Here is a 13,533-nt window from a genome sequence, read left to right on the forward strand (position 1 = left end):
CGAGCGCCGAAATCAGACGCTAGTTGGGGCAACTACGTACAGCAGTAAGTAGTACCCCGCTCGCCAGAGCGGCGCACCGACTTCCACGAGGCAGGATGCCCCATGACCGTATATGCCCAGCAGCTCCAGGACCTAGAGCGCCTGGCCTTCCAGGTTTCCCCCGCACCGCAGTTGATCACCGGGCATCGGCGCATGCTCGATTGCAACCAGGCCTTCCTGCGCCTGTTCGGCTATGAGCGCGAACAGCTGCTGGATCACCTGACCCTGTTGCTGTACCCCTCCCAGGCCGATTACCAGAGCATTGGCGAACGCAGCGAACACTGGCTGCGCAACGGCCAGGGCGCGTCCTATACCGACGAACGCTTCATGCAGCACCGCAATGGCGAGGTGTTCTGGGCCCGGGCCCACGGCTTTTCCCTGACCCCGGACGATCCGTTCGGGCTGATGATCTGGCACTTCGAACGCCTGGACCGGCAACTGGCGCCAACCGTGCGCCTGACCCCACGCGAGCGCGAGATATCGCTGCACATCGTCAACGGCCTGACCTGCAAGGAAGTGGCGCGCAAACTGGCGATTTCCCACCGCACGGTGGAGGTACACCGCGCCCGCCTGATGAAGAAGCTGCAGGCCAAGAACAGCGCCGAGCTGGTGTCGAAGATCATCTACATCAGCTAGGGGCTTGCCCCAGCACCTCGCTGGCGCTCAGCCGCAGCAACTTCAAGGGCCCGATCGTCCCGCCCTCCAGGCTGCCGCCCTGGTTCAGCACCTTGTTCGCCGCGTTCATCTCGGCGCTGTGTTGCGTCACGCTGACAAAGGTGCCGTGGGGCAACTCCTCGCTCCAGCCGGCTTCGAGCGTGTTGTAGGCCAGCATCAGCGCGGCGGTGAAATAGTGCTGGCTGGAAACCGGGATCTGCACCTCCTGGTCATTGTCGTCGTAGGCGACGAAGTGACCGACGAAGGTCTCCACCCCCAGGCGCTTGAGCAGCGGCCAGCTCAGGGCCGAGGGCACGAAGGCGTTGAGCTTCTCGGCGACGATGGCCGAGTAGCCACGGGCCTGGAGCATCTGCACGATCTCGTCTTCGCTGGCCTTGGGGTGGGCGCCCATCACTTGCAGGGCTTCGACCACGGCCTGGTGGGCGGTCTGGTGGTCGGGGTATTCGGCGCAATGCGCGCAGTTGGGCGGGCAGGTATCGGTCACGGGAGGCGAAGGTCCATATCGGTCTCAAAAAAAACAGCCGCAGGGTAACCCCATGACCTGCGGCCCGCCAGTGTCCGGGCGCTTACTCAAGCGCCGCCCGGGCATCCAGACGCAGCAGTTGCACGGGCTCCAGGGTGGACCCCTGCAGGGACTCCCCGGCATACAGCGCCTCGTTGGCCATGGCCATTTCGGCGCTGCGGCCAGCCACCATTTCGTAGGTCTTGCGCGGCAGCACCTCGCTCCAGCCGTTTTCGAAGGTGTTGTAGGCCAAGGTCAGCGCGGCGGTGAAGTAATGCTGGTCGGCCACCGGAACCCGGACCTCCTCACCCTCCTCATCCAGGGCGATGAAGTGGTTGGGCAGGTGTTTCACCCCCAGGCGCTTGAGCACGATCCAGGCCAGGGCCGATGGCACGAAGGCGTTGAGTTTTTCCGCGGCGATGGCCGAGTAGCCACGCGCCTGCAGCAGTTGGACGATGTCGTCCTCGCTGGCCTCGGGGTGGTCGGCCATCAACTCCAGGGTATCGAGTACGCCCTGATGGGCATTGGCGTGATCCAGGCAGCAGCTGCAGTCCGGCGAGTGCGAATCGTCATGCATGATCGGTCGATGATCCCTATCGGTCTTGGTGAGGGCGCGCAGGATAAACCCTGCGCCCGCCTCTCCACCAGCAAGCGCCGCCTACTTGATGACGATGGGGTTCACCGGTGCCCCGCTGCCGCCGACGATCTTCAACGGCGCAGCGGTGTAGAGGAAGGTCCACTGGCCGTCGGCGGCGCAATCCTCGGCCAGGTCTTCGAGCAGCACGATCTCGGTGAAGGCGATCCCCAGGTTGCGCATCAGCGCGCAGTGCAGCGGGATCTGCACACCGGACACCGGGTCGGTGATCACTTCGTTGGCGATGGTGTCGGTGACCAGGTTGGGGATCTCCATCTGGTTGAACCAGTCCACCAGTTCGCGGCTGTAGGTCAGCCCGGGCTCCACCAGGTCCTTGAAGAACTCGGTCTTGCCGTACTCGTAGAAGGCGCCCATGGAGCCGGTGCGGATGATCAGGATGTCGCGCTTCTCGATGGCCACGCCCTGGGCCTTGGCGGCGGCCAGCAGATCCAGGTGATTGAAGGTCTCGCCGCGGCCCAGGTACTTCTTGCCGCGGTGCCGGGCCATGTCGATCAGCACTGCGCGGCCCACCACGCCGCGCTCGGCAATCGGCAGCACGCTGGCCTTGGCCATGCCGCCGACGGTGCTGCTGGCGTCGTAGCCGTTCCACAACTGGTTGTCGTACCAGGCGTGGCCCAAGGCGTCGTACTGGGTCGAGCCCTGCAGTTGCATGAAGATCACGTCGTCGCAGTACTCGGCACCGCCGGTCATCGACGGCTGCTTGCCGGCCTGATAGTGGCTGCGGTCCAGGGTGTTGAAGCGCATCGAGGGGTTGCGCGCCGGCCACATCGGGTCGCCGCCGGGGTGGCCGATCTGCACCTGCAGGGTGAAGGTCTTGCCCTGGCGCACCGCGGCGACACCGCGCAGCACCTCGGCCTGTTGCAGGTAGTTGAGGGCACCGACCTCGTCGTCCGGGCCCCACTTGCCCCAGTTCTTTGGCAGGCCTTCAAGCAGCTGCTTGGTATTGGGGTGGTGCTTGTCGTTATCGATCCCACACATGTCGAATGCACTCCATTGATTGGGTTGAAGCGGGCGAAAATGCCCGCAGGGCCTTGCTTGGGTGATCAACCGTCAAGCCCAGGCGCCCTCTGGAACTGTGCGGCCCTGCGGGCCGTTCGCAGCCTGCGGCAGCGGCTACACCAGCCCGGATTGACACTGGCTGTAGCCGCTGCCGAGCCACGGCGAGGCTGCGAAAAGGCCCGCAGGGCCTTGCCTGGCGATCAACCGTCAAGCCCCGGCGCCCGCTGGAACTGTGCGGCCCTGCGGGCCGTTCGCAGCCTGCGGCAGCGGCTACACAAAGCACGGATTACCCGCGGGCCTGGAGGGTTTTACAGATCATCAGACGCAACGTCCACCATCCACTTCCAGGCAGGTGCCGGTGATGAACGCCGCTTCATCAGAGGCCAGGTACAGGCAGGCGTTGGCCACGTCCTGGGGGGTGGAGAAGCGCCCCAGGGGAATGGTGGCCATGAATTTCTGGCGGTTTTCCGGGGTGTCCGGCACGCCCATGAACTCACTGAGCAGGGCCGTGGCGCCGACCACCGGGTTGACGCAGTTGACACGGATGTTGTCCGGCCCGAGCTCGGCGGCCATGGTCTTGCTCATCACTACCACCGCGCCCTTGCTGCCGTTGTACCAGACCAGCCCCGGGCGCGGCCGGATCGCCGCGGTGGAGGCAATGTTGATGAACACCCCGCCGCCCTGGCCGCGAAAATGCGGCACGAAGTGCTTGGCGCTCAGATAGATGCTTTTCACGTTGACCGCAAACACCCGGTCGAACTCGGCCTCGTCGACTTCCAGCATCGGCCGGTTGCGGTGGGTGGTGCCGGCGTTGTTGACCACGATGTCCAGGCCGCCGTAGTGCTCCAGGGTGTTGCGCAGCAAGGCGCCAACGCTGGCGTCCTGGGCCACGTTGACCTCGATGAAGTGGGCCTGACCGCCGGCGGCGCGGATCTCGTCCACTACCCGCTGGCCGCCCGTGGCGTTCATGTCGGCGACGATGACCCGGGCGCCCTGCTGGGCGAAGGTCTTGGCGATCCCCTCACCAAAGCCGGAACCGGCGCCGGTGACGATGGCAGTCTTGTTGGCTAGACGCATGGAAGTGACTCCTGTTTTTGTTGTTATGGGCCGCCGTCGTGGCGGCCGTCAGTCGTGGCGAATGGCGATGGTCTTCAAGGTGGTGAAACCCAGCAGTGCCTCGAAGCCCTTCTCCCGGCCATACCCACTGGCCTTGACCCCGCCGAAGGGCAGTTCGACACCGCCACCGGCGCCGTAGTTGTTGATGAACACCTGGCCGCAGCGCAGCTTGTGGGCCATGCGCAACTGCCGCGCACCGTCCCGGGTCCAGACCCCGGCCACCAGGCCGAAGGCGCTGTCGTTGGCCAGGCGAATGGCTTCGGCCTCGTCCTCGAAGGGCAGCACCGCCAGCACCGGGCCGAACACCTCCTCTCGGGCCAGGCGGCTGTCTGGCGGCACATCGCGAAACAGCACCGCCTCGTGGAAGTAGCCGCCGCTGCCGGCCTCGGCCACCACCTGCCCGCGCGCCGCCACCGGGATGCCGGCGGCCTCGGCTTCGCGGACGAATTCGCGCACCTGGCGCAGCTGCTTCTGATTGATCAGCGGGCCCATGTCCAGGTCCAGCTCCGAGGGCCCGGCGCGCAGTTGGCCAAAGCACTGGGCCAGGCGTTCCAGCAGCGGTTCATAGAGGCTGCGCTGCACCAGCAGGCGGCTGCCGGCGGAACAGGTCTGCCCGCAGTTCTGCACGATGGCGTTGATCAGCACCGGCAGCGCGCGCTCCACATCGGCGTCGGCAAAGACGATCTGCGGCGACTTGCCCCCCAGTTCCAGGGTCACCGGGCAATGCCGTTCGGCCGCCGCCTTGGCCACCCGGGCGCCGGTGCCGGTGGAACCGGTAAAGGAGATATGCGCAATGCCGGGATGAGCGCACAACGCCGCGCCGGCTTCGTGGCCGTAGCCGCTGACCACGTTGATCGTGCCCGCCGGAAACCCCACCTGGGCCGCCAGTTCCGCCAGGCGCAGCAGCGACAGGCTGGCGTCCTCGGCGGGCTTGACCACGCAGGCGTTGCCCGCCGCCAGGGCGGCACCGACACTGCGGCCGAAGATCTGCATCGGGTAGTTCCAGGGAATGATGTGCCCGGTGACGCCATGGGGCTCGCGAACCGTGAGCACGGTGTAGCCGGCCTGGTAGGGCAAGGTGTCGCCGTGAAGCTTGTCGGCGGCCCCGGCGTAGTACTCGAAGTAGCGCGCCAGGGCCGTGGCGTCGGCCCGGGCCACCTTCAGCGCCTTGCCGGTGTCCCGGGCCTCGATCTGCGCCAGCTCTTCGTGGTGCTCCAGCACCGCCTGGCCCAGGCGCGCCAGCAAGCGCCCGCGCTCCAGGGCCGACAGGCCGCCCCAAGGCCCATCGAAGTTGTCACCCAGGGCCCGTTGCGCGGCCTGCACCGCCAGGTCGATGTCCTCGGCGGTGCCCCGGGCGATACGCGCGTAGGCGATGCCGGTGCTGGGGTCGAGTACCGGAATGTCCTCGGCCCAGGACGAGGCTTGCCATTGGTTGTCGATGTAGTGTTCGAGGCTCATTTTCATCAGCTCCTGTTGCCAGCCAGACACTCGGCAATCGCCCGCCCGACTTCCACGGTGCTGGCGTTGCCACCCATTTCCCGGGTGCGCGGGCCTTCGGCGAGCACCGTCTCGATGCTCTGGACAATCGCCGCCGCGGCTCGCTGGTAAAGCTCATCCCCCTGCCCCAGGTGCTCGATCATCAGCGCCGCCGACCAGATCTGACCAATCGGGTTGGCCACCCCCAGCCCGGCGATATCCGGCGCCGAGCCATGCACCGGCTCGAACAGCGAAGGGTACAGACGCTCCGGGTTGAGGTTGGCCGAGGGCGCGATGCCGATGGTGCCGGTGCAGGCCGGGCCCAGGTCGGAGAGGATGTCGCCGAACAGATTGGAAGCCACCACCACATCGAACCAGTCCGGGTGCTGGACGAAATGCGCGCAGAGGATGTCGATGTGGAACTTGCGCGTGTCGACCTCGGGGTAGGCCTTGGCCAGCGCCTCCACCCGCTCGTCCCAGAACGGCATGGTGATGGCGATGCCATTGGACTTGGTGGCCGCCACCAGGTTGCGCCGGGGCCGGCGGCTGGCCAGCTCGAAGGCGTACTTCACCACCCGGTCCACGCCGTGACGGGAGAACACCGACTCCTGCAAGGCAATCTCCCGCGGGGTGCCCTCCCACATCCGCCCGCCGACGCTGGAGTATTCGCCTTCGGTGTTTTCCCGCACCACGATGAAATCAATATCCCCCGGCACCCGCCCGGCCAGCGGGCACGGCACCCCGGGCATCAGCCGCACCGGACGGATATTCACGTATTGATCGAACTGGCGGCGGATCTTCAGCAGCGAATCCCAGACTGCAATATGGTCAGGGACGATATCCGGCGCGCCGACGGCGCCGAAGAAGATCGCCTCGTGGTCGCCGATCTGCTCGGCCCAGTCCTCGGGCATCATGCTGCCGTGGGCCTGGTAGTGCTCGCTGCACCAATTGAAATGATCGAACTGCAAGGCGATGCCGAAGCGCCGGCTGACGGCTTCCAGCACGCGCAAGCCTTCGGGAACCACCTCGCGGCCGATGCCGTCACCGGCGATCACCGCGATGCGATGGGGAGGTTTTACAGCGGGATTGATCCTGGACAAGCCGTCTCTCCTGGTCTGACGTGTTGTTGTTATCGAGGCAGGTCAAGCGTACGGGCGAGCCCATTCTGGGCATGGGGAAGCGCCCAGGGGAATTGCTCATTGTGGAAACCGCCTTCGCAAAATTCGAAGGCTCGCGGCGCCAGGCAGCCAGGGGGCCGCGACTAGGGCGGCGGCGCCGCGCTGCGATCGCAGTCAGCCAGGTAGTCGAACAGCTCGCGGCTGGCCAGGGACGGTTGCTCCCGGCGTCGGCAGAGGAACATCTGACGATCGGCCCAGGCATCGTCGATTTCGATAAAACGCAAGGCCATCTCCTTGCGAAAGATCTGCACCGCGCCCTGGGGTAGCACCCCCACGCCCTGCCCGGCGGCGATCAGCCGGCACACCGCCTCGAAGCTGCGCACCTGCACCCGCAGGCGCAAGGGCATGCTCACCGCGGCCGCAGCCTCGGTGATCAATGGGGTGATGGCGGCGTTGTCTTCCAGGCCGACGAAGTCGTAGCCCAGCAAGTCCTGGAAGCGCGCATGGCTCATCTTGAACGGATGAGCCTGGGGCACGATCAGGCACAGACGGTCACGGCAATAGGGCTTGAAGTGCAGGTCCCGGGCCTGGGGCAAGGTGGTGACGATGCCCACATCCGCGATGCCGTCGCGCACCGCCAGAAGAATCTCGCGGCTGCGCTCTTCGCGGATGTCCACGCGAATCCCCGGGTGCAGCTCGCTCCACTGGGTCAATTGCCGGGGCAGTTCCTGGCTCATCGCCGAGCTGTTGGCGTACAGGCTGACCCGGCCGGTGGCGCCCTTGGCAAAGTCGGCCAGGTCAGCGTGCATCACATCCACCGCCCGCAGGAGGCTGCGGGCATGTTCGGCCAGCGCCTGCCCCGCCGCCGTCGGTTGCACCCCGGTGGAGGTGCGGGTCAGCAGCGCCACCTTGAAGTGTTGCTCCAGCAGCGACAGACGCCGGCTGGCGGCCGACAGCGACAGGTGCGACTGCTCGGCGGCCCGGGACAGGTTGCCCAGGGTCAGGGCCTTGAGAAACAGCTCGATGGAAGTCAGGTCCGGAGACATGGCGGAGTCCTTGTGCGCAGTGTGTGAAAACTACGCAGTTGGCGCCGCCCTGTCCAACGCTGCTGCGACGCTTCAAGCCCCTCCCAGAGCGCCCCGCCAGCAGGCCCGCATATTGTCCGACAATCATCGTAAAAGCCCCGTACACACGGGCCGAAACATGCACTAATGGCAAACTGGCATTTCGCCAAAACTGGACAATACTGGTCGCGACGGACCTCCCTGTCCGCCTCCCAGCGAAAAGGACTTCAGCATGAAACCTCAAGAACTCGAACTCGATGTCGCGGTGGTCGGTGGGGGTGTGTCCGGCACCTACAGCGCCTGGCGCCTGCAGCATGAACAAGGTGAAAAACTGCGTATCGGCCTGTTCGAATACGGCGACCGGATCGGCGGCCGGCTGTTCAGCATCAACCTGCCGGGGCTGCCCAACGTGGTCGCGGAAGTCGGCGGCATGCGCTATATCCCCGGCCCCACCGGCCATGTGCTGGTGGACAGCCTGGTCAAGCAGTTGCGCTTGCCAAGCCAGAAATTCCCCATGGGCGCGCCGCCCCCGGTGGGCTCGCTGAACAACCTGTTCTACCTGCGGGGCAAGCGCTTTCGTTATCGCGACTTCAAGGAAGCGCCACACAAGATCCCCTACGACCTGGCCTGGTCCGAGCGCGGCTTCGGCCCCGAGGACCTGCAAGTCAAGGTGATGAACTACGTCTACCCGGGCTTCGACCAGCTCAGCCTGTGCCAGCAGATGCAGGTCAAGGTGTTCGGCAAGGAAATCTGGCGCTACGGCTTCTGGGACCTGCTGTACCGGGTCATGAGCAATGAGGGCTACCAGTTCATGAAGGACGCCGGCGGCTACGACGCCAACGTCGCCAACGCCAGCGCGGTCACCCAGTTGCCCGCCACCGAATACAGCGACGACACCGAGTTCCTCACCCTGACCAAGGGTTTCCAGAGCCTGCCCCTGACCCTCGAGGCCAAGTTCCGCAAGCTGCCGGGAATCTTGCCCGGTGCGCAACGGGTGCAGATGAACCAGCGCCTGGTGCAGATCAGCTACGCCAAGGACCGCGACTTCCCCTATCGCCTGCATTTCCAGAGCACCGTCACCGAACAGGGCAGCACCCGGGACATCGACGGCAGCCAGGTGGTCAAGGCGAAGCAGATCATCCTGGCCATGCCCCGTCGTGCCCTGGAGCTGATCGATGCGCCGCTGTTCGACGATCCCTGGCTCAAGGAGAACCTCGGCTCGGTGCTGATGCAGTCGGCGTTCAAGCTGTTTCTGGCCTACGAACAGCCCTGGTGGCGCAGCCTCGGGCTGGTGGCCGGGCGCTCGGTCACCGACCTGCCGGTGCGCCAGGTCTACTACATGGGTACCGAGTGCGAACAGCCCGGCGGCCAGCCGAATCTCAACTCGCTGTTGATGGCCTCCTACAACGACATCGGCACCGTGCCCTTCTGGAAAGGCCTCGAAGGCGGTGCGCCCTTTGTCGGCCATGTACCGGCCAGCCTCGCCGGGCAGTTGCAAGCCGCAGCAGTGGTGCCCAAAAGCGAGTTCCAGGTCAGCGACGAAATGGTCCGGGTGGCGCAGATGCAAGTCACTCAACTGCATGACCAGGTGGAGCTGCCACGCCCCTACTCGGCGGTCTACCATGCCTGGGATGCCGATCCCTATGGCGGCGGCTGGCACGAATGGAAGGCCAACTACCGGATCGACCAGATCCTGTGCCGCATGCGCAAGCCGGTGGCCGACCAGCAGATCCATATCGTCGGCGAGGCCTACTCCATGGGCCAGGGCTGGGTGGAAGGCGCGCTGACCGTGGCCGAGTCGACCCTGCAGGATTTCTTTGGCCTCAAGCGCCCCAACTGGCTGCCCAAGGACTATGCCCTGCTGCCGGTGCCGACCCCGGACGGCTGCACCCTGCCCGGCGACCAGCCGCTGCCCTGCCAGAACTGCGCCAAGACCCTGGACGGCGTCACCCAGTTCGCCTACGAGGGGATCGCCCATGGCCAGCAATGACCCCTTCAGCGTCGCCGACTACCTGCTGACCCGCCTGCAGCAACTGGGCCTGACCAAGGTGTTCCAGGTGCCGGGGGACTACGTCTCGCACTTCATGTCGGCCCTGGACGACTTCGACGGCATCGACGCGGTGGGCGAAGTCAACGAGATGGCCGCCGCCTACGCGGCCGACGGCTATGCCCGTTACACCGGGATCGGCGCGGTATCGCTGCAATACAGCGTCGGCACCTTCAGTGCTCTGAATGCCATTGCCGGCGCCTATGTCGAACGCAATCCGCTGGTGCTGATCAGCGCCAGCCCGTCGGCGCAGAACCGCGACCTGATCTGGTCCCAGGACGTGCTGTTCCACCACTCCACCGGTGATCTGGACGTGGGCCGCAAGGTCTTCGAGCCGGTGACCGTGGCCAGCCTGATTCTTGACGACAGCCTGCGCGCCCCGGCGCTGATCGACGAGGCGCTGGTCAAGGCCATCAGCGAGCGCCGGCCGATCTACCTGGAAGCCTGGCAGAACGTCTGGGGCGAACCTTGCCCGCGCCCTCAGGGCGAACTGCAACCGCTGCCCGCCCGCTGCGACGAGGACTCGATGCGCGCCGCCATCGAGGCCAGCCTGCTGCGCCTGGGCAGCGCCCGCTCGCCGCTGATCATGCTCGGCATCGAGGTGGCCCGCTACGGCCTGCAGGAGCAGGTAATGCGCCTGATCGAGGCCAGCGGCCTGCCCTTCACCACCAGCCTGGAAGCCAAGACCGTGGTCGACGAAAGTCACCCGCAGTTCATCGGCACCTACGCCGGCACCGCTTCGCGCCTGTGGACCCAGGCCTTCATGCGGGACGTGGACTGCATCCTCGCCCTGGGGGTGATCTTCACCGACGACTACCTGCAACTGCTGAACCAGGACTTCAGCCGGATCATCCTGGTCAACAGCCAACTGGCCCGCACCGGCCTGCAGTACTACCCCCACGTACCGCTGCCGGAGTACGTGCAACGGCTGCTGGGGGCCCTGGGCCTGGACAGCGACTACCCCCTGCGCAACCACGCTCCGGAACCCGCGCGCCCGCCGCAACTGCAACAGGGCGCACCCGACGATGCACTGGGTTATGACCTGTTCCTGGAGATCCTCGACGGTTTTGCCCGGCAACAGAACCTGTGGCCGGGCAGCAGCCTGATCCTCGGTGAAAGCTCGGCCCTGTATGCCGCCAGCAACATCAACGGCCTGCCTCGGGACAGCTTTGTCGCCGATGCCATCTGGGGTTCCCTGGGCCACGAAACCGGCTGCGCCCTGGGGGTGGCCATGGGCAGCGGTCGGCGGCCGATCGTGGTGGCCGGCGACGGCGGCTTCATGATGATCTGCCAGTCGCTGTCGACCCTGGCACGCAACCGGATCAACGCCCTGGTGTTCGTCATGAGCAACGAGGTCTACGCCATCGAACAGGCTTTCGTCGATATCGACGCCTTCGAACCCGGCGGCCAGTTCGCCCCGTTCGACACCCTGCCGACCTGGGACTACCTGGCCCTGGCCAAGGGGTTTGGCGCCGAGGGTTTCAAGGTCTCGACCCGGGCCGGGCTGGAACAGTTGCTGCCGCAACTGCTGCAGATCAAGGACCGCCCGGCGCTGATCCAGGTGGTGATTCCCCGGCAGGACCTGGCACCGCAGATCAAGCGCCTGGCCAAGCCGGACGGCCCGTCGTTCGTCGCCCGTCACAGCCACGACAACGACAACGACTGAACCCTCGCGCTGCAGGAGCCGGCTTGCCCGCCCACGCCTCGGCAAGCCGGCTCCACCCAGCGATTCCTGCAAGGAGCAACACAGCATGGACGTCCCCTTCCTGCGCTCGACCCTGGCCGCCGGCCTGCTGCTGGCCAGCGCCAGCGCCCTGGCCCACACCATGAACCACGGCAGCGATGAACACAGTGGCGGCTTCACCCCGGTGCCGCCGGACACGCCCTACCTGCAAGTGCTGCACAAATGCGTCAGCCCCCAGGACACCGAGGGCGACCAACTGCTCTCGGGCCTGGGCGGCACCCGTTACCCCCTGGTCAGCCTCAAGCAGCCGGAGCAGGTCCAGGCCTTCTACAGCCAGGGCATGGCCCTGCAATACGGTTTCAATTTCTCGGCAGCGATCCGCGCCTTCTATCAGGCCAGCCGCTTCGACGAAGGCTCGGCCATGCCCTATTGGGGCATCGCGCTGTCGGCCAACTCCAACATCAACAGTGTCGCCACCACCGGTTGCAACCAGTTGGCCTACCGCTCGGTTCAGATCGCCCTGGAGCACGCCAGCGCCCGGCTCAAGGACAGCGCCGCACAAGCCGCCTTCAGCCAGCGTCAGCTGCAGCGCGAGGTGGACTACGCCAAGGCGCTGCTGAGCCTGTATAGCGAAAAGGACGGCCAGGTCAGCCTCGGCGATGAGGGCAACAAGCGCTACGCCGACTCCATGAAAAAACTGTCGGAAGACTACTTTGACGACCTCGATGCCGCGACCCTGTACGCCGACGCCCTGCTCAGCCGCGACCCGTGGAAATGGTGGGACGGCACCGAGGCCGTATCCAATCAGGTCAAGCCGACCGACGCCGCCTACGAGGCCCTGCAAGTGCTCAACCGGGTGCTGGTCCAGGACCAGCAGCACACCGGGGCCAATCACTTCTACATCCACGCCATCGAGGAATCACCCTTCCCCGACAGCGGCCTGCCCATGGCCAATCGCTTCCGCGACCAGAACCCGGCCATCGGCCATCTGGTGCACATGGCCTCGCACATCTACCAGCGCACCGGCAACAACAACCTGGCCAGCGTGGCCAACTACACCGCCGTCTCGGTGGACCGCGCTTACGCCCATCAGGTCCAGCCGCAAAGCCCCTATGCCTTGCACTACCTGGGGCACAACATCCACTTCCTGACCTGGACACTGTCCATCGAAGGCCGGCAGAACGAATCCATGAACATGGCCGAGGAACTGGTGGAGAACACCACCCGCTACGCGGCCGTGCCCTTCCTTTGCCAGCAGTACCCCGAAGAGCTCAAGACCAAGAGCGACTACTTCTACGCGGTGCCCTACTACTTCGCCGTGCGCTTCGAGGACTGGGACGCCCTGGCACGGATCGAGCCGAAGATCGACGCCGGCCTGGCCACCCTCAACCAGACCTGCCGCGAGGCCAACCAGGGAACGGACAAGCCCTGGCAGGACTTGACCAAGCCCTACACCCAGCTGATGAAGGCCTATGCCCTGGCGTACCGGCAACTGAGCGCCCAGAACCTCAACCAGGACCAGGCCCGCGATGCCCTCAAGGGTTTCTGGCAGGCGGTCGCCGCCTCGCCCCAGCCCCTGACCGGCAAGGACGCCCTGCAATATGGCAACAATTCCGCGCTGCAGCTGCTGCGCATCGCCAACCTGACCCTGCTCGACCGCGCCCTGACCCGTGCCGCCGGCCCACTGGATCTCGCAGCCCTCAAAAACCTGGGCAACCAGGTATTCAACAACGCCAAAGAGGGCCTCAACGCTGACCTGCAGGCCCTGACCGGCGATGCCGGCCAGCAGCAGATTGCCGCCTGGCGCAAGGCAGTGGAGGTGCAAGACGCCCTGGCCTACAACGAGCCGCCGGACTGGTACTACACCCTGCGCGAGTCCCTGGGTTATGCCTTGCTGGCGCAGAAACGCTATGCCGAGGCGGAACAGGTGTTTCGTGAGGATCTGGCGGGCAACCGCCTCAGCGGCCGCTCCCTCAACGGCCTGAAGTTGAGCCTGGAAAACCAGCCCGGCAAACAGGTCCCGGCGTTGCTCGAGGAGCAACTGCAAACCGCCTGGCGCAATGCCACGGTAAGCCCGGCGCCCAAGCTCTAGCCACAGGCTGCCCAGCGCCTGCCCCCGTTGCAACGCCGGGCCGGGCGCTGTGCCCCCTGTGGCCGG

At 65.9% G+C, this 13,533-nt stretch carries 11 protein-coding genes; 4 read left to right on the top strand and 7 right to left on the bottom strand.

What is annotated here, in order from left to right; all coding sequences use genetic code 11:
• The first annotated feature begins 102 nt into the window (after positions 1-102).
• A complete protein-coding gene (locus DWF74_RS03790; RefSeq protein ID WP_016967597.1) occupies positions 103-675 on the top strand; it encodes a LuxR C-terminal-related transcriptional regulator in 573 nt (190 codons plus the stop codon).
• Here the strand turns inward: DWF74_RS03790 and DWF74_RS03795 are convergent.
• The 7 genes from DWF74_RS03795 to DWF74_RS03825 form a co-directional block, all read right to left on the bottom strand.
• Positions 668-1,198 carry a hypothetical protein gene (locus tag DWF74_RS03795; RefSeq protein ID WP_115580379.1) on the bottom strand — a complete coding sequence of 177 codons (531 nt, stop codon included), beginning with the start codon at positions 1,196-1,198 and terminating at the stop codon, positions 668-670. The genes DWF74_RS03790 and DWF74_RS03795 overlap by 8 nt on opposite strands.
• A gap of 82 nt (positions 1,199-1,280) precedes the next feature.
• Complete coding sequence (locus DWF74_RS03800; RefSeq protein WP_102864898.1) at positions 1,281-1,793, bottom strand: hypothetical protein; 513 nt, start codon at positions 1,791-1,793, stop codon at positions 1,281-1,283.
• Between the two features lie 81 nt (positions 1,794-1,874).
• Positions 1,875-2,849, bottom strand: a complete 975-nt coding sequence (locus DWF74_RS03805) for a cyclase family protein (protein WP_115580380.1) — start codon at positions 2,847-2,849, stop codon at positions 1,875-1,877.
• A 339-nt stretch (positions 2,850-3,188) separates the two neighbouring features.
• Positions 3,189-3,947 carry an SDR family oxidoreductase gene (locus DWF74_RS03810; RefSeq protein ID WP_115580381.1) on the bottom strand — a complete coding sequence of 253 codons (759 nt, stop codon included), beginning with the start codon at positions 3,945-3,947 and terminating at the stop codon, positions 3,189-3,191.
• Positions 3,948-3,995: 48 nt separating this feature from the next.
• Positions 3,996-5,444, bottom strand: coding sequence for an aldehyde dehydrogenase family protein (locus DWF74_RS03815; RefSeq protein WP_115580382.1), 1,449 nt, complete (start codon positions 5,442-5,444; stop codon positions 3,996-3,998).
• Positions 5,445-5,449: 5 nt separating this feature from the next.
• Positions 5,450-6,562 carry a tartrate dehydrogenase gene (locus tag DWF74_RS03820; protein ID WP_060839957.1) on the bottom strand — a complete coding sequence of 371 codons (1,113 nt, stop codon included), beginning with the start codon at positions 6,560-6,562 and terminating at the stop codon, positions 5,450-5,452.
• 161 nt (positions 6,563-6,723) lie between these two features.
• Positions 6,724-7,626: a LysR family transcriptional regulator gene (locus DWF74_RS03825; protein ID WP_102864894.1), complete on the bottom strand. Its 903-nt coding sequence runs from the start codon at positions 7,624-7,626 to the stop codon at positions 6,724-6,726.
• Between the two features lie 250 nt (positions 7,627-7,876).
• On the opposite strand from DWF74_RS03825, the gene DWF74_RS03830 reads away from it, so the two are divergent.
• The 3 genes from DWF74_RS03830 (at position 7,877) to DWF74_RS03840 (ending at position 13,467) form a co-directional block, all read left to right on the top strand.
• Positions 7,877-9,634, top strand: coding sequence for a flavin monoamine oxidase family protein (locus DWF74_RS03830; protein WP_102864893.1), 1,758 nt, complete (start codon positions 7,877-7,879; stop codon positions 9,632-9,634).
• Positions 9,621-11,357, top strand: coding sequence for a thiamine pyrophosphate-binding protein (locus DWF74_RS03835; protein WP_115580383.1), 1,737 nt, complete (start codon positions 9,621-9,623; stop codon positions 11,355-11,357). The genes DWF74_RS03830 and DWF74_RS03835 overlap by 14 nt, the downstream gene beginning before the upstream one ends.
• A gap of 85 nt (positions 11,358-11,442) precedes the next feature.
• A complete protein-coding gene (locus tag DWF74_RS03840) occupies positions 11,443-13,467 on the top strand; it encodes a hypothetical protein (protein WP_115580384.1) in 2,025 nt (674 codons plus the stop codon).
• Positions 13,468-13,533 lie beyond the last annotated feature (66 nt).

It is taken from the genome of Pseudomonas protegens (assembly GCF_003363755.1).
GTDB lineage: Bacteria > Pseudomonadota > Gammaproteobacteria > Pseudomonadales > Pseudomonadaceae > Aquipseudomonas > Aquipseudomonas danubii.